The 19,656-nt window shown below is 66.9% G+C and carries 20 protein-coding genes; 14 read left to right on the top strand and 6 right to left on the bottom strand.

The window, feature by feature from the left end:
- Positions 1-65: 65 nt before the first annotated feature.
- The 8 genes from fliS (at position 66) to METFAM1_RS0100345 (ending at position 6,225) form a co-directional block, all read left to right on the top strand.
- Positions 66-452 (top strand): flagellar export chaperone FliS, encoded by a 387-nt coding sequence (gene fliS, locus METFAM1_RS0100380; protein ID WP_019917462.1) that lies wholly within the window; start codon positions 66-68, stop codon positions 450-452.
- A gap of 145 nt (positions 453-597) precedes the next feature.
- Entirely contained in the window at positions 598-897 is a 300-nt protein-coding gene (locus METFAM1_RS0100375) for a flagellar protein FliT (RefSeq protein ID WP_019917461.1), read from the top strand.
- Positions 898-904: 7 nt separating this feature from the next.
- Positions 905-2,149: a flagellar hook-length control protein FliK gene (fliK, locus tag METFAM1_RS0100370; protein WP_019917460.1), complete on the top strand. Its 1,245-nt coding sequence runs from the start codon at positions 905-907 to the stop codon at positions 2,147-2,149.
- Positions 2,146-2,448: an EscU/YscU/HrcU family type III secretion system export apparatus switch protein gene (locus METFAM1_RS0100365; protein ID WP_019917459.1), complete on the top strand. Its 303-nt coding sequence runs from the start codon at positions 2,146-2,148 to the stop codon at positions 2,446-2,448. The genes fliK and METFAM1_RS0100365 overlap by 4 nt, the downstream gene beginning before the upstream one ends.
- Positions 2,449-2,505: 57 nt before the next feature.
- The gene (locus METFAM1_RS0100360; protein WP_019917458.1) at positions 2,506-3,258 is read left to right on the top strand and encodes a flagellar brake protein; all 753 of its coding nucleotides are present in this window, start codon (positions 2,506-2,508) and stop codon (positions 3,256-3,258) included.
- A 126-nt stretch (positions 3,259-3,384) separates the two neighbouring features.
- Entirely contained in the window at positions 3,385-4,269 is an 885-nt protein-coding gene (locus METFAM1_RS0100355; RefSeq protein WP_019917457.1) for a DUF4394 domain-containing protein, read from the top strand.
- Positions 4,270-4,604: 335 nt separating this feature from the next.
- Complete coding sequence (locus METFAM1_RS0100350; protein WP_019917456.1) at positions 4,605-5,801, top strand: sensor histidine kinase; 1,197 nt, start codon at positions 4,605-4,607, stop codon at positions 5,799-5,801.
- The gene (locus METFAM1_RS0100345; protein ID WP_019917455.1) at positions 5,779-6,225 is read left to right on the top strand and encodes a response regulator; all 447 of its coding nucleotides are present in this window, start codon (positions 5,779-5,781) and stop codon (positions 6,223-6,225) included. Before METFAM1_RS0100350 ends, METFAM1_RS0100345 begins: the two co-directional genes overlap by 23 nt.
- A gap of 41 nt (positions 6,226-6,266) precedes the next feature.
- Here the strand turns inward: METFAM1_RS0100345 and METFAM1_RS0100340 are convergent, their stop codons facing one another.
- The 6 genes from METFAM1_RS0100340 to METFAM1_RS0100315 form a co-directional block, all read right to left on the bottom strand.
- Positions 6,267-7,622 carry an MBL fold metallo-hydrolase RNA specificity domain-containing protein gene (locus METFAM1_RS0100340; RefSeq protein WP_019917454.1) on the bottom strand — a complete coding sequence of 452 codons (1,356 nt, stop codon included), beginning with the start codon at positions 7,620-7,622 and terminating at the stop codon, positions 6,267-6,269.
- A 72-nt stretch (positions 7,623-7,694) separates the two neighbouring features.
- A complete protein-coding gene (locus METFAM1_RS0100335; protein WP_019917452.1) occupies positions 7,695-8,675 on the bottom strand; it encodes a PEP-CTERM sorting domain-containing protein in 981 nt (326 codons plus the stop codon).
- The gene (locus METFAM1_RS0100330) at positions 8,668-9,465 is read right to left on the bottom strand and encodes a zinc metalloprotease (RefSeq protein ID WP_019917451.1); all 798 of its coding nucleotides are present in this window, start codon (positions 9,463-9,465) and stop codon (positions 8,668-8,670) included. The genes METFAM1_RS0100335 and METFAM1_RS0100330 overlap by 8 nt, the downstream gene beginning before the upstream one ends.
- A 334-nt stretch (positions 9,466-9,799) precedes the next feature.
- Complete coding sequence (fliE, locus tag METFAM1_RS0100325) at positions 9,800-10,123, bottom strand: flagellar hook-basal body complex protein FliE (RefSeq protein WP_019917450.1); 324 nt, start codon at positions 10,121-10,123, stop codon at positions 9,800-9,802.
- Positions 10,124-10,250: 127 nt separating this feature from the next.
- Positions 10,251-11,657: a sigma-54-dependent transcriptional regulator gene (locus METFAM1_RS0100320; protein ID WP_019917449.1), complete on the bottom strand. Its 1,407-nt coding sequence runs from the start codon at positions 11,655-11,657 to the stop codon at positions 10,251-10,253.
- A complete protein-coding gene (locus METFAM1_RS0100315) occupies positions 11,654-12,862 on the bottom strand; it encodes a sensor histidine kinase (RefSeq protein ID WP_024300332.1) in 1,209 nt (402 codons plus the stop codon). Before METFAM1_RS0100315 ends, METFAM1_RS0100320 begins: the two co-directional genes overlap by 4 nt.
- 197 nt (positions 12,863-13,059) lie before the next feature.
- On the opposite strand from METFAM1_RS0100315, the gene fliF reads away from it, so the two are divergent.
- The 6 genes from fliF (at position 13,060) to METFAM1_RS0100285 (ending at position 19,554) form a co-directional block, all read left to right on the top strand.
- Entirely contained in the window at positions 13,060-14,781 is a 1,722-nt protein-coding gene (fliF, locus tag METFAM1_RS0100310; RefSeq protein WP_019917447.1) for a flagellar basal-body MS-ring/collar protein FliF, read from the top strand.
- Positions 14,774-15,766, top strand: coding sequence for a flagellar motor switch protein FliG (fliG, locus tag METFAM1_RS0100305; protein WP_019917445.1), 993 nt, complete (start codon positions 14,774-14,776; stop codon positions 15,764-15,766). The genes fliF and fliG overlap by 8 nt, the downstream gene beginning before the upstream one ends.
- 31 nt (positions 15,767-15,797) lie before the next feature.
- Positions 15,798-16,484, top strand: coding sequence for a flagellar assembly protein FliH (locus tag METFAM1_RS0100300; RefSeq protein ID WP_019917443.1), 687 nt, complete (start codon positions 15,798-15,800; stop codon positions 16,482-16,484).
- A complete protein-coding gene (fliI, locus tag METFAM1_RS0100295) occupies positions 16,477-17,949 on the top strand; it encodes a flagellar protein export ATPase FliI (RefSeq protein WP_019917442.1) in 1,473 nt (490 codons plus the stop codon). The genes METFAM1_RS0100300 and fliI overlap by 8 nt, the downstream gene beginning before the upstream one ends.
- An 80-nt stretch (positions 17,950-18,029) precedes the next feature.
- Positions 18,030-18,467 (top strand): flagellar export protein FliJ, encoded by a 438-nt coding sequence (fliJ, locus tag METFAM1_RS0100290; RefSeq protein WP_024300331.1) that lies wholly within the window; start codon positions 18,030-18,032, stop codon positions 18,465-18,467.
- Between the two features lie 67 nt (positions 18,468-18,534).
- On the top strand, positions 18,535-19,554 hold the full coding sequence (locus METFAM1_RS0100285) for a flagellar hook-length control protein FliK (protein WP_019917440.1): 1,020 nt from the start codon (positions 18,535-18,537) through the stop codon (positions 19,552-19,554).
- The last annotated feature ends 102 nt before the right edge of the window (positions 19,555-19,656 follow it).

Here is a 19,656-nt window from a genome sequence, read left to right as displayed (position 1 = left end):
CGGACGACACAGCCATCCTCTAACGGGACCAGAACATCATGTTTGCATCACTTTCCAACCCGCGCATGGCCTACAACCAGGTCGGCGTCGAGGCACGCGTGGCCAGCGCCGATCCGCACCAGCTCATCCTGATGCTGTTCGACGGCGCGATGATGTCGGTATCGACAGCCAGCCACCAGATCGACATGGGCGACACTGCGGGCAAGGGTCAGTCGATCTCGCGTGCGATCGACATCATCGGCAACGGCCTCAAGGTCAGCCTGGATCTGGACGCCGGCGGCGAACTCGCGCAGCGCCTGTACGCGCTCTACGACTACATGTGCGTGCGCCTGCTGCACGCCAACTCGCAGAACGACAAGGCCGCGCTCGATGAGGTGGCCCACCTGCTGGGCGAGTTGAAGGGCGCCTGGGAGGACATCCGGCAAAAACTGGTCCAAGGGGCGCCGGTCTGACCGGCAAACCGGGGAAATAGAAAGGTAAAAAGCGTCTACATGCACGCCTCGGAGCACGGGGGCCGCTGTAGTCTTTACACACCATTCACCGCCGGCCGAACGACGGAATTGCCGCGGCGACACTTACGCAAAACGGCCTGATCACATGAACTCTCTGTCACTGCTCGAAAACATGCGTCAGATCTCCAGCGACATGGTGGAGGCCGCGCGCGCGAACGACTGGGACCGTCTGGTCAATCTCGAACAGGCCGTCGCCTCGATGCGCAGCCGACTCGCCGACAACGACGAGCCGGTGTCTTCGCCGGCCGAGCGTGCGCGCAAGTTCGACCTGATGAAGCAGATTCTCGCCGACGACGCCGAAGTGCGCCGTCACGTCGAACCGTGGATGCAGCAGGTCACCAGCTACCTGGGCAAGCTGCCGGCAGGCACGGCAGACAACGGCTGAGCACACCATGAACAACCTGCTGCCAGGGCTCGCACAGCGTCTGGCGGCGCTGACGCGCGAATCGGTCCAGACCACCGGCCCGATCGCCGCGCTGTCTGACCAGCTGCCCGAGTTCGAGCCGGGCGAACGCTACACCGCACGCATCCTGCAGAACCTGCGCGACGGCCTCGCACGTGCCGACGTGGGCGGGCAGACCGTCACCCTGCGCCTGCCGCAGACCATTCCCGAAGGCCGCACCGTATCGCTCACCCATGTGAGCCGCAGCGCGCAGACGCTGGTGGCCACGCTCGACAGCGACAACGCGGCGCCGACTGACGGCGATGGGCCGCCCGACGACGCGGGCAGCCCGGTACGCCTGAGCGTGCCAGCGCGCACCATCGCCAGCCTGCTCGAAGGGCCGGAACCACAGCCGACGCGTCTCGCCAGCGGCAAACCGATGCTGGATCCAGCCGCCATGCTGGATGCGGCCACCGGCACGCTCGAAAGCGATGCCACGCCGCAGATTGCCAGCCGCCTGGCGCAAGCGATCGGCACCAGCGGGCTGTTCTACGAATCGCATCAGGCGCAGTGGGTCAGTGGCGAACGGCCGCTCGAATCGACCGCAGCCGAGCCGCAGCGCGCCTTCGACCCGGAGAAACCTGCGCCGCGCGCCGGCCTGCCGGTCGCGCCATCCGCAGCGACGGACGACACGCCGGAACCCGGGCAGGTCGCAAACGGCACGACCAGCGCTCGCGCCGACGACGAATCGATGCCGGACACCGGCACGCTGCGCGGCGACACCGGCGTGCGCGAACGCAGCGAGGCAGCCAAGGCCGATACCGGCCCGCCTGCCGAACTGCGACCGCTGGTACAGAACCAGCTGCTCGGCCTGTCCCAGCACACGCTCGCCTGGGAGGGGCTGGCCTGGCCGGGCCAGACGATGAAGATCGAGATCGACGACCCGGAGCCCCAGCGCCAAGGCGAGTCCGGCACCGAAGCGGACAGCACGCCGGAAGTCCCGTGGACGTCTCGCGTGCGGCTGGTGCTGCCGGGCCTGGGCGAGGTCGAAACCTCGCTCACGCTGTGGAAGGATCATGGTCTGACGCTGGGCATATCGGCTGACGACGGTGCGCGCCTGCGCATGGGTACCGCCCTGCTCGACCTGCAGCAGCGGATGACCGACGCCGGCCTGCGCCTCGGCAGCGTGAATTTCAGCGAACTGGACGAGGCCGCGGGCGCGCCGCCGGCAGGCGGCGAGGAAAGCGTGTCGTGAACACCTCGCCGCGCGCCCAGGCCGTCGCGCTCGCCTACGGAGCCGGCGACGCTGCGCCACGTGTCGTCGCCAAGGGGCGCGGCATGGTTGCCGACGAAATCATCCGCCGCGCGCGCGAAGCGGGCGTTTTCGTGCATGAATCGCGCGAAATGGTGTCGCTGCTGATGGGACTGGATCTGGACCAGCGCATTCCGCCCGAACTGTATGTCGCGGTCGCCGAGCTGCTGGCCTGGATCTACCGCATCGAAAAGGGATTGACCGACGTTCCGGCGCCAGCCGTTAAACTGCCATCTGAATGAATTCGTGCCTGGTGCGCCGCCGCACCGGGTGATTGCTCATAGCCAGGGATGCACCCAATGACCGAGAACATCCGGTTCGATCTGCTGGAAGCAGACGATTTCGCACGCTACGTGCTCGACGGCCAGACCGATATCGCCTTTTACCTGCGAGCCATGCGGGATCGCCGCGTCAATCTGTCCGTCTATGCCGGCCGTGCGCCCGACCCCTTCCTGACCGCGGTGCTGGCCGTCGACGACACGCGCGGCGTGGTCATACTCGACGCACCGCGTGACCCGGCGCAGCTCGAGCAGGCCGTGAAAGCGTCGCCGCTGGTCTTCCTGACCTCGCTCGAAAAGGTGAAGGTCCAGTTCATGGTCGGACAATGCACCGCGATCGAACACGACGGTCATCCGGCGCTGGAAATCCCCTTCCCGACGCGCATGCTGCGACTGCAGCGGCGCGACTACTACCGCCTCATCCTGCCGCCCAACCCGCCGCTGCGCTGTCTGCTGCCGGCCGGCGACGGCGAGGGGCGCATGGTTGAAGCCATGGTCGTGGATATTTCCGGCGGCGGTCTGGCCGTCGTTGCACCGCCGAGCGGCATCGAGCTCAAGGTCGACAGCGTGATCGACAACTGCCAGATCACGCTGCCGGAAATCGGCACCATCACCGCGACGCTGCAGGTGCGCAACATGTTCCGCGTGACCGAACGCGGCGGCAGCGAACTGCGTGCGGGCTGCCAGTTCATCGGTCTGCCCGGCGCCGCCGACGCGCTGATCCAGCGCTACATCCTGCGCATGGAAAGAGAACGCAACGCGCGCGAAATCTGACCCGCGCGGCGTGGCCGCATGAATTTTCGGTGACAGCTGCATCCATGCGGCCCCCTCCTGTGTAGAGCGGGTGACGACTCACTCTGGTGACGCGTCCTCCCCTACTTTTTTCAGGAAAGGTCAGACATGTCAGCACGCACCCTCACCGCCCTCGCCGCCGCTCTCGCTCTGTCCGGCACCGCCGCCCACGCGGCCGATTTCGTCGGTCTCACCACCGGCAATCAGATCGGCATGTTCAGCAGCAGCAACGCCAGCAGCGCCAGCTTCATGTCCATCACCGGGCTGGGCAGTGGCGAACGCATCCTCGGCATCGACCTGCGCCCGAGCGACAACATGATCTACGGCGTCAGCAGCCTGAACCGCATCTATACGCTGGACGTCTCGACCGGCGCCGCCAGCTTCGTGTCGGCGCTCGACATCCCGCTGGTCAATCCGTCGCTGTCCTACGGCATCGACTTCAACCCGGTGGCCGACTTCGCCGGCGCGGCCTCGCTGCGCCTGGTGAGCCAGACCGGCAGCAATCTGGCCATCAACGCGAACACCGGCGTGGTCGGCAACGCCGCCAGCGTCATCCCGGGCGGCATCACGGCCGTCGCCTATACCAACTCCGATGCGTCACAGTCCAGCGGCCCGGCGAGCACTGCGCTGTATTACATCGACACGGCGACCGACACCCTGCATTTCGCACCCGGCGCCTTCAATGCCCCCACCATCAGCCAGGTCGGATCGCTGGGCGTTGCCGGCAACGTGATCGGTGCCAACGGCTTCGAGATCGACGCGATGGGCATGGGCTGGGCCGCGCTGACGCTGGACAATGGCGACAGCGGCCTCTATTCGGTCAACCTGATGACCGGGCTGGCCACCTTCAATGGCGCACTCAACGCCAACCTGCGTGGCCTGAGCTCGGCGCCGTTCATGGCGCCGGTACCCGAACCCGAAACCTACGCGATGCTGCTGGCCGGCCTCGGTCTGATCGGTGTCGCGGCGCGCCGTCGCCTCACTCGCACCTGAGCGCGTCGTTGAGCGGCCGGCGCGGATCTGCCTCAGGTCCGCGGCTGGCTGACCGGCGCGAGGCAGCTATCGCGCTGCCTTGCGCCCGCTTACCAAGGCGTGCCCTGCCTTGGACAGGCATCGCGTGCCCGGCTTCCCCCGGCGCGCGCGATGACCGGCACGCACCGCCCCTCCTCCCGCGACAGCCACCCGGAAACCCGGTGCCGCGTCGCGCTGTCACAGCGGCCAACCACACTGATGGGTGAACGCGCACGCCTCCGGTAGTGCGCGGGCTATAGTGCGCTCGTCAACGCGAGCGTTCGGGCGACGCGCGACGTCTTTGGAGCGGCGGCACCATGGCGGAACTGAACACCCTTCTTCCACACGGCTACTGCTTCTCGTGGCAACGCGACCTGCTGCTGTTGCACGTGCTGTCCGACACGCTGATCGCGCTGGCCTACTTCACGATACCGGTCACGCTCTGGGTGTTCGTGCGACGCCGGGCCGATCTCGGTTTCCGCTCGGCCTTCGTCATGTTCGGCGTGTTCATCATGGCCTGTGGCGTCACCCACGTGATGGACGTGTGGACGCTGTGGAACCCCGATTTCTGGCTGGATGGCTGGATACGCGCCTTCACCGCCCTGGTGTCGCTGGCCACGGCCATCCTGCTGTGGCGGCTGATTCCACTGGCGCTCGCCCTACCCTCTCCCGACAGCCTGCGCCGTGCCAACGAGGAACTGCGCGCCGAGATCGCGCGCCGGCAGCAATACGAGGCACAGCTGCAGGCAATGAACGCGCGGATGCGCCAGCAGATCGACGAACTGGAGGCGATGTCCTACGCGATCGCACACGACGTACGTGGGCCGCTGCGCCATATCGACGGCTTTGCGCGCGTGCTGGGCGATCGCCTCGGAATTGTCGACACCGAGCCGGCGTCGCTCGGCTACTTGCAGCGCATCCGCGCCTCGGTGCGGCATCTGAGCGACATCGTCGAAGGATTGCTCGCGTTCTCCCGTGCCAGCCGCGCCGAAATGCACCTCGACCGCTGCGACTCACGCGTGCTGGTCGGCGAGGTGATCGAAGAACTGGCACCGGAACTCGACGGGCGCGAGATCGACATCAGTATCGGTGAGCTGCCGCATATCCGTGCCGACCGGACCCTGATGTTCCAGGTGTTCTACAACCTGATCGCCAACGCAGTGAAATACACGCGGGGCCGCAGCCCGGCACGCATCCGCATCGAGTGCGAGCGTGGTGAGGATGGCCAGCACACCTTCCACGTACGCGACAACGGCGCCGGCTTCGACATGAAGTACGCAGCCAAGCTGTTCGGGGTATTCCAGCGCCTGCATCACGCAGCCGAGTTCGAGGGCACCGGCATTGGCCTGGCGAACGTGAAGCGCATCGTCGATCGCCACGGCGGCCGCATCTGGGCCGAAGCCTCACCCGATCAAGGCGCCAGTTTCCATTTCACCCTGCCCAATCCGTCCGACCGACCTTCGGCCGACGCAGCCCATTCAACGGGAGCCAATGATGTCGCTGCACTTGCGTGAAATCCTCGTCGTCGATGACAACGACAATGACGTCGAACTGATGCTGCTTGGTCTGCGCGTGCTGAATCTGGCGAACGAGATCGTCGTCGTACGCGACGGCGCGGAAGGACTGGACTATCTGTACAAGCGCGGTCGTTACGCCGATCGTCATGGCGACGCGCCACTCTTCGTGTTGCTCGACCTGCACATGCCGCGCATGGACGGCATCGAAATGCTGGCCGAACTGCGTGCAGACGAAGACATGCGCACGCTGCCGGTCATCATCATGAGCTCATCGAAGGAAGACCCCGATTTGCGTCGCTGCTACAGCCTGGGCATCAACGCCTACGTCGTGAAGCCGGTCGATTTCGATCAGTTCTCGCGCACGGTGACGCAGATGGGCGTGTTCTGGGCGCTGATCAACGAACCGCCGCCTGCGCACTGAGCACCGCGGCGAGGCGCTCGTCACGGCCGACGGGCATCCGTTCAGTCAAGGTCGAACTCCTCGTCCTGTTCCGGCACCTGCGCCGACCAGGCGAGTTCGTGCTCGAGCTTCTGCCGCAGGCTGTCGGCGGCCACCGGCTCGCCGTGCGTGACGAACACGCACTGCGGGGCGCGATCGACCGGACGCAGCCAGTCCAGTATTTCTCTCCAGTCGGCATGCGCCGACAGGCCTTCGACCTGTGCCACCTCGCAGGCGATCGGCACGTCACGACCGAAGATGCGCAGGCTGCGCTTGCCCTTGAGCAGCGCGTCGCCGCGCGTGCCTTCGGCCTGGTAACCGGCGATCACCACCGCATTTCGCGGGTCGGCCCCGAAAGCGATCAGGTGGTGCAGGATGCGGCCGCCGTTCAGCATGCCGGCGCCAGCGATGATGATCTTCGGGTAGCGGTTGGAGGCAAGCGCTTCCGAGTCCTCCGGCGAACGCGTGTAGGTGACCATGGCATGCAGCCGGTCGCAGGCATCCTGGGTCAGCCGGTGCTCGCTGCGGAAGTGACGGAACACGCCGGTCACGTCTATCGCCATCGGGCTGTCGAGAAAAACCGGCAGTTCGGGGATGCGGTGTTCGTCCATCAGGCGCGACAACAGATACATCAGCGCCTGAGAACGACCGACCGCGAACGACGGAAGCAGTACGGTGCCACCGCGCGCAGCGGTGCGGTTCACGATGCCGGCCAGCGTTTCGTAAGGATCTTCGTCCGGGTGCAGCCGATCGCCATAGGTCGATTCGAGTACCAGCCAGTCGGTGGCGGCAAGACGGTCCGGCGCGTGCATGACCGGATCCTCCGGCCGCCCGAGATCGCCGCTGAACGTGATGCTGCGCCCGGCGCAATCGACGCGCACGCTGGCCGCACCGAGGATGTGGCCGGCGCGCGTGAAGGTGACGCGGAAGGGGCCGATGTCCACCGGCTCGTCGAAACCGGTGCTGCGGAACTGCTTCATCACCTGCCGCGCGTCTTCCGTGGTGTAGAGCGGTTCGGCCGGATGGTGCTTGCTGTAGCCGTAGCGGTTGGCGTGACGGGCGTCCTCCTCCTGCAGATGAGCGCTGTCTTCGAGCAGGATGTCGACCAGTTCGCGGGTGGCCGAGGTCGACCACACCGGGCCGTGAAAGCCCTCGCGCATCAGTCGCGGCAGGAAGCCGGAATGATCGAGGTGGGCGTGCGTCAGCACCACCGCCTCGATATCGCGCGGCGCGATCGGGAAAGGCTTCCAGTTGCGGCTGCGGATGTTCTTCACGCCCTGGAACAGGCCGCAGTCGATGAGCAGACGATGACCGCCGTGCGTCAGCAGATAGCGCGAACCGGTGACCGTACCGGCCGCGCCGAGAAAGCGGATTTTCATGATGGACCTTTCCTCCGGCGGTCAGTGTAACGCCGCACCTGCAAGCCGGATCAGAGCGAAGCCCGCGTCCGCTCAGCTGCACCCGGCTTCAGGCAGGCCGATGCGCCGGCGCCGCCTCGCGACCGCGACGACGCCGACACCGCTCAGCAGCAACGCCCAGCCTGCCGGCTCGGGCACCGCCGACACCTGCCAGCCGATGTCAGCGAAACCGGCATAGTCGAGCGCAGTCGGCAGCTGGCGCTCGCCGGCAGGCGTGCTCGGATCCATCATCGTTTCCTGCAGCACGCCGTCGCGCAGGCTGTACGTGCCTTCGGCCCAGTGGCTGCCATAGCGGTCCAGCGGCACGCCACCGCCGTAGGCGGCGACCGCGTTCGCACCGACGAACAGCCCGCTGTCGGGATCGACATTGGCATACCAGGCGTGGGCTTCGCCGAAGCCGAGAATGTGCCCGATCTCGTGCGTTGCGGTGGTCAGGAAGTCGGGCTGGCCGGCAGTCAGGCCGCTGGCATCCGCGCCGAAGTACCAGTCGTTGCTGGCGTTGAACCAGATGTAGCCACCCCAGGTGGCGTAGTCGGTCCCCTGCGCCACACCGGCCTGCCCCCGCGTCGTCACCGCGTCGACGAAAGCCGCGTCGCCGCTGGCCTGCAGGTTTGATCCGGTGCCGGCGAAGCCGAGCACACCGGGCGCACTCGGCGAGCCGCCGACGTAGATACGCAGCGTATCGGCGGCGATCGTTTCGTTCACCAGCGTCACGCCCGGGCCGCCGAGGCTGGGATGCACGAAGGACACCGACCAGCTGTCACCCGCTCCGGGTGCGATGGCGGTCAGCGTGTCGGTGAAGCCACCGTAGAACGACGCGGCAAGGTCGAGCATCGCGCGACGTTCGGCCAGCGGCTCACCGGTCGCCAGATCGGTGAAGAAGCCGCGCGTGTCGTAGCGGTAGTCGAACTCGATCTGCAATGCCGACACCGCATTCGGAACGCCGGCAAACAGCGCCAGGGCGAGCGCCGCGCGGGCGCTCCGCCGGTGAAGTCTGCATGCGCGTTCACCCATGACGTCGGCTCCCCCGCGATGTGCGACGCTGCGTCCTCGTGCGCAACACGATCAGGCCGGCGAGCAACAGCGCCGCGGCGCCGGGCTCCGGCACCGGCGACAGCGGCGTCACCGAACCGACGCCTGCGCCATACACGCCCTGCAGCGCGGCGCGTGTGGCCTCGTCGAGCGGGAAAACCGGACCTTCGTAAGACAGCAATGCAGCCGGTCCGACGGTGACCGGATCGTCGTTGACGTAGTGCCCCATGCCCAGCGAATGACCCAGCTCGTGCTGGGCGACCGCGTAGACCCAGAGCGGCGTCCAGTCGGCGCCGAAACGGCCGGCGTTAAACACGATGTCGCCGGCCAGACCGCTGTCCGGCGAGAACGGAAAATAGGCATAGGCATTCGCGTCGGCGATGTGCGCCACCTGCCCCACCCGGATGTCGGCCAGCCCGGTCGGGTCGTACTCGCCGGTTTCCGGCGGTGGTCCGCTGTCGCTCACCTCTACGAAATGGATGGGCAGCACCGCGGCGTAGTCCCACAGCGCAAGTTCGAACGCGCTGCGCAACAGCGATACCGGCAGCGGCGCGCCGGTCGCACTGTCGAGCAGGCTGCCGTCGAGCAGATTGCTGAAACTGTAGGTCAGCGTGAGGGCACTGCCCGGCCCGTCCGGCTGCGCCCAGGCGGCGTACATGGGGAAATGGCCTGCGGACGCGGGCGCCGCCATGCACAGCGCAATCAGGCTGCACGCGGCGGCGCGCCGCAGGACGCGAACGGCCGGCAGCGTCACGTTGATCGGTACTGACATCGGATACCTCTGCAATCAGATCGGCGGTGCATGCACCGCCGACGAAGGACGAAGAGGCTGGCAACGCGGCTCCGGGGCGGGCGCGGCTGGCGGCGGATGGAAACGGAGGCTTGCGGGGCGGCGGACGCCGACGGGCTGGCGGAACTGCGGCCGGAGCGGCAATGCTGATGTGCCGTTCCGGAATACCCTGGCCGGCGCTAATGACCGAGGCTCAGGTTCGGTGAGCTTCGTTCAAACGAGAATTATTGTCAATTGAAGGGTTATACCGGCGCGATCCGGACGAAAAAAAACCGGCCTTGCGGCCGGTTCCTTGTGAGCTCGCGCGCATCGGCGCTCAGACGCTCATGTTCATGATGTCCTGGTAGGCATTCACCAGCTTGTTGCGCACCTGAACCATCTGCTGGAAGGACAGGCTGGCCTTCTGCGACGCAATCATCACGTCCTGCAGGTTGGCTTCGGTATTGCTGCCGGTGATGAAACCTTCCGACATCTTCTGCGCTTCCTGTTGCGCGGCATTGACCTGTTCGATCGCGTTCTTCAGGGCCTCGCCGAAGTCGGCGCCGCCGGACGCCGCATCGACCTTGCCGACCGGCTTGTTCGCCGCGGTCTGCGCGGTCGAGCGCAGCTCGGTAATCATCTGGTTGAGGCTGGTGTTCATGCAGTTTCTCCTGTGCCCGCCGGCAAAAAATGCCGGTTACGGACTGCCCGCCGGGGCAATTCCGGCGTTCATGACCTGTTCAGCCTTTCTCTTGCAATAACCGGGCCAAGCAGGCGAAGCGCTCGATTTACCCCTCGCGCAGCAGACCATCCGCCTTGTAGCGCGCAAGTTTATACCGCAGCGTGCGTTCCGAAATGCCCAGTTTCTCGATCGCCTTCTTGCGCGACCCCCCGACTGCGGCCAGCGTTTCGAGGATGAGGTCGCGTTCCATGTCGCGAACCGACTTCACCTTGAGCGGCGCGTCGGGCGTGGCGCTCGGCGGTGCATCGTTGGCCGCCGACGCCGGTGCGGCAGCAGCGGCGACCGGAGCCGGTTCGCTCACCGGACGCGACGCGACACGCTGGCTGCCGAGCACGATGAGCTCCGCCTCGACCGTGTCGCCCGGCGCCAGGATGGCGGCGCGTTGCATAGTATTTTCCAGTTCGCGCACATTGCCGGGCCAGTCGTGGCCGGCAAGGATTGCCGCCGCCGATTCGCCCAACTTCAGTGCCCTGCCCTGTGCCTTGGCGCAGGCCGCGAGGAAGTGGCGCGCCAGCGGCACGATGTCGCCCGGGCGCTCGCGCAGCGACGGAATGGCGATCGGGAACACGTTCAGGCGGTAATAGAGATCCTCGCGGAAGCGGCCCGCGCGCGCCTCGGCTTCCATGTCGCGGTTGCTGGTGGCCAGTACGCGGATGTCCAGCGGCACCGGCTTCTTGCCGCCGACGCGCTCGACCTCGCGTTCCTGCAGCACGCGCAGCAGCTTGGCCTGCAGCGACAGCGGCATTTCCGATATTTCGTCCAGCAGCAGTGTGCCGCCGTCGGCCTGTTCGAACTTGCCCGCCTGCGCCGTGGTGGCGCCGGTGAAGGCACCTTTCTCGTAGCCGAACAGCGTCGCTTCGAGCAGGTTGTCGGGAATCGCCGCGCAGTTGATCGCGATGAAGGGCTTGCCGGCGCGCGCCGACTGCTGGTGGATGTAGCGCGCGAACACCTCCTTGCCGGTGCCGGACTCGCCGGTCAGCAGCACGGTCGCCTCGGATTTAGCCACGCGCGACGCAAGGCCCAGCACCTGACGGGTGCGGGCGTCCTCCGCCACCATATCGGTCGGTGCCACCACCGGCGCGGCGTAGCGGTCGATGTGGGCGAGCAGCACGTCCGGCTCGAAAGGTTTGAGCAGGAAATCGCAGGCGCCGGCGCGCATCGCCGCGACAGCCTTTTCGACGTCGCCGAAGGCGGTCATCAGCAGCACCGGCAGTACCGGCTCGCGGGCGCGGATTTCGCGCAACAGCGTAAGGCCGTCCATCGGCTGCATCTTCAGGTCGGTGATGACCAGGTTCAGCGCGTGCTCGCCGGTGTTGCGCTCCAGCATGCGCAGCGCCTGCGGGCCGTCGGCGGCGCCGATGACGCGGTGACCGGCGCACTCGATCGCCAGGCACAGCGCATCGCGCAGATTGGGTTCGTCCTCGACCACCAGAATGTTCAGCTTCTCGCTCATTGCCCGTTCTCCAGCACTACGTCTTCAGGCGTCTGCGCAGGCAGGCGCAAGGTGAAACGGCTGCCCGCGCCCGGCGCGGACTCGCATTCGATGTCGCCGCCGTGCACGCGCGCCACGCCGCGTGCGATCGCCAGCCCCAGCCCGGTCCCCTCTTCCCGCGTGGTGAAGAAGGGCTCGAACAATCTTTCCTGTATCTCGCGCGGTATGCCGCGACCGTTGTCACGTACGACGAAACTGACGCTGCCGTCCGTCGCTTCGACCGCCAGCGCCACCTCGCCACCGTCGGCGCAGGCCTGCACCGCGTTCTCCAGCAGGCTCACCAGCGCGCTGGCCACCGCCTTGCGATCGCCGGACACGCTGCCTGACGCCGCCTCCACCGTCAGCCGCACGCCGGCCTGGCGCGCCACCGGCTCGACCGTGTGCTGCAGCTCGTCGACCAGCGCCGCCACGTCTATCGCTTCGCGGCCGAGCACCTCGCCGCGCGCGAACATCAGCGTGTCGCGGATCAGCCGTTCGAGGTGCCGCAAGCGGCCCTGCGCGCGCGAGGCGATCGACTTGACGTCGTCCGGCGCCATGTCGCGCGAAATCAGCGTGCCCACGTACAAGGTCGCCGCCGCCAGCGGCGTGCGCAACTGGTGCGCCAGCGAGGCGGCCATCTCGCCCATCGCCGCCAGCCGTTCGTTGCGCGCGGCCGCGATCTTCAGCGCGTGTTGCCGCGTCATGTCGTGCAGCAGCACGATGCGCGCGTCCTCGCCCGCCAATCGCGCCTCGCTCATCGACAGCCGGCGCGGTTGTCCGTCGGCGCCGGTGCAGTCCCATTCGGCCGGCGCGTCCGACGGCTGCAGCCGGGCGGCGCTGCCGTCCCAAGCTGCGCCGGCGCGCGCACCCACCATGTCCAGTGCGGCCGGATTGGCCTGTTCGATCACACCCGCACCATCCACCACGACCACGCCGGCCGGCAGCTGGTTCAGCAGCGTGCTCAGGCGGTCGGTCAGACGCGCCTTTTCCTCGTACTGACGGCGCAGTTCGCCGTTGGCCTGCGCCAGTTCCTCGGTCAGGCTGGCCACCTGCTTCTCCAGCGCGCCGTAAGCCTCGGTCAGCTCGGCCGAAGCGGCATTGAACAGACGGAAAGCTTCTGCCAGCCGCGCCGCCTCCTCGGGGGCGATGCGGGCCGGTTCGGCGGCGCTGGCGGACGGCTCTGACATGCGTGTCGTGGACAGTGGATTGATCGACGGTGCCAGCGTAGCAAGCGTCAAGCCACGGATTGGCCGGAATCAGCCGGCCAAAAACCCGCCTTATTCATGGAACGCCACGCGCGAGGGGAGCAGAGAATCCGTCCCATCCTCGATGGTGTGTCGGTACGTCGACACCCGGCATTCGAGCAACTTGCAAGAGACGAACCATGGCCGACGCCGTACTCGATCCGAACGCCGCTCCCGCCTCGCCGGCAACGCCGCTGGCGCTGGCCCAGCAACGGCTCGCCGAAATGCCGATGCAGAAGAAGATGATGCTGGCCGGCGGGCTGGCCATGGCCATCGCACTTCTGGTCGGGCTGATGCTGTGGAGCCGCACGCCCGATTACGAGGTGCTGTTCTCCAATATCAATGACAAGGACGGCGGCGCCATCGTCGCCGCACTCCAGCAGGGCAACGTGCCCTACAAGTTCTCCGAAGGTGGCCACGCCATCCTGGTGCCGTCGCAGTTCGTACACGACACGCGCCTGAAGCTGGCGGCGCAGGGTCTGCCGCGCGGCGGCTCGGTCGGTTTCGAGCTGATGGAAAGCCAGAAGCTCGGCCAGTCGCAGTTTTCCGAACAGGTGACCTACCAGCGCGCCCTCGAAGGCGAACTGGCGCGCACCATCGGTACGCTGGCGGCGGTCGATGGCGCACGCGTGCACCTGGCCATCCCGAAACAGAGCGCCTTCCTGCGCGACGACCAGAAGCCGTCGGCCTCCGTCGTGGTCAGCCTGCTGGGCGGCCGCACGCTGACGCCGGAACAGGTCGGCGGCATCGTTCACCTGGTGGCTTCCAGCGTGCCGCAGCTGCAGCCGACCAGCGTGTCGGTGCTCGACCAGAACGGCAATCTGCTGTCGAACAACCGTGATGCCAAGGACAATGCGTCGCTGAATCCGACCCAGCTGAAGTACGTGGGCGAGATCGAGGCGGCCACGATACGGCGCATCGAAGGCATCCTCGAACCGCTGGTCGGTCGCGGCAATTACCGCGTGCAGACGGCGGCAGACATCGATTTCAACCAGGCCGAACAGACGGCCGAAACCTACAAGCCGAACCCGACGCCGAACGCGGCCATCCGCAGCCAGCAGCTCAGCGAATCGGAAACCAACCAGCCGAACGCCGCCGGCGTGCCGGGCGCGCTGACCAACCAGCCGCCGACGCCGGCCACCGCACCGGTCACCACGCCGCCGGCGCCGGGCACGCCGGCGGTCGAAGGCGCCAACGGCCAGCCTGCGATGCTGCCGATCAATACGCGCAAGGATTCAACCACCAATTACGAGCTCGACAAGACGGTGCAGCACGTGCGCCAGTCGGTCGGCCAGATCAAGCGGCTGTCGGTGGCGGTGCTGGTGAACCACAAGACCGAAACCGACAAGGACGGCAAGGTGGTACAGGTGCCGCTGAACGAGGAAGAAATCCAGCGCATCACTGCGCTGACGCGTGAGGCGATGGGCTTCAACGAAGGTCGCGGCGACACGATCAATGTCGCCTCCGCGCCGTTCACCGAAGTGGTCGATGTCGCGCCCGAAACGCCGCTGTGGAAAGACCCGGAAACCATGGGCTTTGCGCGCGAACTGCTGAAGTATCTGCTGGTCGCTGGCGTCGCCGCCTACCTGCTGCTCGGCGTGCTGCGCCCGCTGGTGCGCAATCTGACCACGCCGGCAGAAGCGGACGAGAACGAGCCGGAAGTGCGCGACGTGACACTCGACGAGAACGGCAAGCCGATCGGCACGCTGGCCGGCAGCGCCGCCGCGCAGATCGAGATGTCACCTGAGGCGCGCGCCCAGCTCGATTTCGAAACGAAGCTCGATTCGGCGCGCGAGTTCGCGAAGAACGATCCGAAGGCGGTGGCCGAAGTGATCAAGCACTGGGTGAGCGGCGATGAATGACGAAGGAATCGAACGCAGTGCCCTGCTGCTGGTAACGCTGGGCGAAGACGCCGCCGCCGAGGTGCTGCGCCACCTCGGCCCGCGCGAAGTGCAGAAGATCGGCACCGCGATGGCCGGCCTCAAGAACGTGCCGCGCGAGAAGGTGCAGGCGGTGCTCGACATGTTCGACGAAGCGACCGCCGCCGGCAGCCGTGTGTCGGCCGACGAGACCTTGATCCGCAACATGCTCACCAAGGCACTCGGCGAAGAACGCGCCGGCCACCTGCTGTCGCGCATCCTGAACGACTCCGACACCGCCGGCATCGAGGGCCTGAAGTGGCTGGACGCGGCCACCATCGCCAACCTGATCAAGAACGAGCACCCGCAGATCATCGCCACCATCCTGACCCATCTGGAATTCGACCAGGCGGCCGAGGTGCTCAAGCTGTTCGTCGAACGGCTGCGCAACGACGTGGTGCTGCGCATCGCGACGCTCGACGGCGTACAGCCGGTGGCGCTGCGCGAGCTGAACGAGGCGATGTCGCGCGTGCTGTCCGGCTCGGCCAAGATGAAGAAGACGACGCTGGGTGGCATCAAGGCCACCGCGGAAATCCTCGGTTTCGTCGGCAGCGCCAACGAGTCGGCCATCCTCGATGCGGTGAAGGAATACGACGCCGATCTGGCGCAAAAGATCGTCGACGAAATGTTCGTGTTCGAGAACCTGCTCGACATCGACGACCGCGGCATCCAGACCTTGTTGCGCGAGGTCAGCGGCGATCAGCTGGTGCTGTCGCTCAAGGGTGCGTCGCCCGAACTGCGCGAGAAGATATTCAAGAACATGTCGTCGCGCGCCGCCGAGGCGCTGCGCGAGGACCTCGAAGGCCGCGGCCCGGTGAAGCTGTCGGAAGTCGAAGCCGAACAGAAGGAAATCCTGAAGATCGCCCGCCGCCTGGCCGAGGAAGGCCAGATCGTCATGGGTGGCAAGGGTGGCGAGGAAATGCTTTGACGATGGCCCGCTCTGAGGCAGGCTGCGCAAGATGAACAACGAATCCTTCACTGCCTGGCAGATGCCGGTGTTCGATACGCCGGAAACCGCACCTGCGCCGGCGCCGGAACCGACTGTCGATGCCGACCAAGCGCATTCCCCCGCGATGGCGCCGGAGGACGCGCCTGCGGTCGACACGGACGACGAGACGCCGGCACCCTTCCGCTTTCCCACCGCCGACGACATCGAGAAGCTGCAGCAGGAGGCGCACCGCGAGGGCTATGCCGCCGGCTACGAGGAGGGCACGGCGCGTGTGCGCATGGAGGCGATGCGCCTGCACAGCGTGGTCGAGCAGCTGGAAGAGGCATTGGCAGCGCTCGACAACTCGATCGCCCGCGAGGTGCTGAACCTCGGCGTCGAAATCGCGCGCAACGTGGTGCGCCAGACCATACGGGTGAATCCGGAAGTGGTGGTCGCCGTCGTGCGCGAGGCAATCAACCAGCTGCCGCACCAGCACACCGCCATCTATCTGAACCCGGAGGACGCGTCGGTCGTGCGCAGCCATATCGGCGACCAGCTCACGCACGCCGGTCACCGCATCTTCGAGGACGGTGCCATCGCGCGCGGTGGTTGCAAGGTCGAATCGGGTGGCAGCCAGATCGACGCCACGGTCCCGACGCGCTGGGACCGCATCGTCGAATCGCTGGTCGATGGCGCGGAGTGGCTGGAACATGACTGAGTCAACGCTGGAGCCGGACAGCGCCGACAGCACGGACGCGCAGCCTGAGGCGACCGGCAAAGCGAATGCGCACGTGCGCAAGTGGTCCGGCTTCCTGACCGACTGCGGCACGCTCGCCGGACGCGTCAATCCCTATCAGCACGCCGGTCGCCTGACCCGCATCAACGGTTTGGTGATGGAAGCGGCCGGTCTCAAGCTGCCGCTGGGTTCGGGCTGCCGCATCATGGTGCCGGGCGGCAACAGCTGCGAAGCCGAGGTGGTCGGCTTCAACGGCGAAAAGCTGTTCATGATGCCGACCGACGACGTGGTCGGCCTCGCGCCGGGCGCCCAGGTCATCCCGCTCGAAACCGCCCCGCAACGACCGACGACGACAGAGCGGCTGGAGCCGCGCCGGCGCGCCTCCGATCGCGCCAAGCACCTGCCGGTCGGCGACGCCCTGCTCGGCCGCGTGGTCGATGGCGCCGGTCGTCCGCTCGACGGCATGGGGCCCATCGTCACCCGCCATTCACGCTCGGTCGCCAGCCGCGCGGTCAACCCGCTGCTGCGCGAGCCGATCAAGCGCACGATGGACACCGGCATCCGCTCGATCAATTCGCTGCTCACCGTCGGCCGCGGCCAGCGCGTCGGCCTGTTCGCCGGCTCCGGCGTCGGCAAGTCGGTGCTGCTGGGCATGATGGCGCGTTTCACCTCGGCCGAGGTCGTGGTGGTCGGGCTGATCGGCGAACGGGGCCGCGAGGTGAAGGAATTCATCGAGCAGATCCTCGGCGCCGCCGGACTGAAGCGCTCGGTGGTGGTCGCAGCACCCGCCGACACCAGCCCGCTGATGCGGCTGCAGGGCGCGGCCTACGCGACCACGGTGGCGGAATGGTTCCGCGACCAGGGGCGGCACGTGCTGCTCATCATGGATTCGCTGACCCGCTATGCAATGGCGCAGCGCGAAATCGCGCTCGCCATCGGCGAGCCGCCGGTGACCCGCGGTTACCCGCCGAGCGTGTTCGCCCGTCTGCCACAGCTGGTCGAGCGCGCCGGCAACGGCCCGGAAGGCGGCGGTTCAATCACCGCCTTCTACACCGTGCTGGCCGAAGGCGACGACCAGCAGGACCCGATCGCCGACTCGGCGCGCGCCATCCTCGACGGCCACTTCGTGCTCACGCGCCAGCTGGCCGACTCGGGACACTACCCGGCGATCGACATCGAACAGTCGGTGTCGCGTGCCATGCACGGCCTGGTCAAGCCCAGTCACTTCGATCTGGTTCGCCGCTTCAAGGGCTACTGGTCGCGCTATCAGCGTGCGCGCGACCTGATCGCCGTCGGCGCGTATGCCCCCGGCGCCGACCCGCAACTGGACCAGGCAGTGAACATGTTCCCGACGCTGGAGGCCTTCCTGCAGCAGCGCATGGACGAGCGCGAGGGCTACGAGGATGCTGTAATGAAGCTGCACCAGATCTTCGGTCAGACGCCATGATTGCAAAAATCCGTCACTGGCCGAAAATGCGTGATCTGGATCACGCCCGGCCCCGATGATCGGAACGATGCTTTCAAGTCATGGCTGAACAATTCCGACTCCAATCCATCCTGGATCTCAGCGTCACACGCATGGACGAAGCCGCCCGTGCGCTGGCTGCGCTGATGGCCAGCGAACAGGACAATACGCGCAAGCTCGACATGCTCGAGCAGTACCGCAACGAGTACCAGGGCCAGTTCATGGCCGCCGCGCGCAGCGGCCTGACGCCCAATCAGTGGTCCAATTACCGCGCCTTTCTTGCCCGCATCGACGACGCGATCAGCCATCAGCAGAGGCAGGTCGAACGCTCGCGCGATCTCGCGCAGGCCGGTCAGCGCGAATGGCTGGACACCCGCACCCGGGTCAAGGCGTTCGAAACGCTGTCCGACCGCCACCACGCTGGCGTCGCCCGCAAGCAGGCACGTGCCGAGCAACGGGTGAACGACGACCGTTCGGGCCGTCAGGTCAACGACGACTGAGCTGGCGCCCCCTCTCGGCAACTGGCACGGATAGTGCTGTGGTCCCTCCGTCACAGGAGAGATCACCATGCCGGCACCGACACTTAACCTGCCCACCTCATCCACCCCGCTCGCCGCATCCGGCCCGGTCGGAGAGATCCGCGGCATTGCTGGCGAACTGAGCGGCGAAGACGCTGCCGCCTTCGCCAACCTGCTCAAGGACAATCTGCAGGCCAGCGGACAAGGGCGCGAGCTTCCGCCAGAGCTGCTGGCCGACCTGATGGCCGACGCCATCAAGCCGGACGAGGACGCGCAGGAACTGATCACCACCGAAACACCGCAGAGCGGCGCCGACATGCTCGCCGCCGGCCTGCTGCTGACACCTGTACTGCAGCTGGCCGATGCCCTGAAAACGGCCGCTTCCAGCGAAAACGAAGCCACGACGGCATTGTCGGACCTCACCGGCAGCAATGGCGGCAAGCCGGCAAAAGGCAATGCCGACCCGCTGGCGGCAGGGATTGCCGCCCAGGCCGGCAGCGACGCGGAAGTGGACGGCAAAACGCTGCCGGACTTCGACCTCGCGGCCGACGTGCTGCCCGATGCCTTCGCCGACAACACCACCGGCACGATGCAGCAGGCACAGCATGCCGACTTCCGTGCCCATATGGCGGCGGCTGCCCAGCAACCGAAAACCGAAATGACCGTCGCCACGCCGCTCAGCCAGCCGGGCTGGGCCGACGACGTCGGCCACCAGATCAGCTGGCTTGCCGATCAGGGGCTGAGCAAGGCCGAACTGGTGCTGACGCCGCCTCACCTGGGTCGGATCGAAATCACCATCGAGATCGGCTCCGACCTGAGCACCGCGCAGTTCGTATCGGCCAATCCGCAGGTGCGCGACGCACTCGAACAGGCAATGCCGCGTCTGCGTGAAATGCTGGCCGAGGGCGGCATTTCGCTGGGCGAGGCGAACGTCAGCAGCGACCAGCCCTCGCGCGAGGGCCAGGGTCAGGGCGGCGAACAGCGCGGCCAGCGCGGTCGGGACAGCGGCGAGCTCGTGGTCAGCCCGACCGCCCGGCGCGGCACCGGACTGGTCGATCTGTTCGCCTGACGGACCCCCGACATCAGCGCCAGCCGCAAAGGTCGGGATGCACCTGTCGAGCAAAAAACCGCTCCGGCACTAAAAAAACGGATCAATCAGCCGTTATTCGGA

Origin of the sequence: Methyloversatilis discipulorum (genome assembly GCF_000527135.1) — a bacterium.
In the GTDB taxonomy this organism is placed as follows: domain Bacteria; phylum Pseudomonadota; class Gammaproteobacteria; order Burkholderiales; family Rhodocyclaceae; genus Methyloversatilis; species Methyloversatilis discipulorum.
This window is presented reverse-complemented; position numbering and strand designations above follow the sequence as displayed.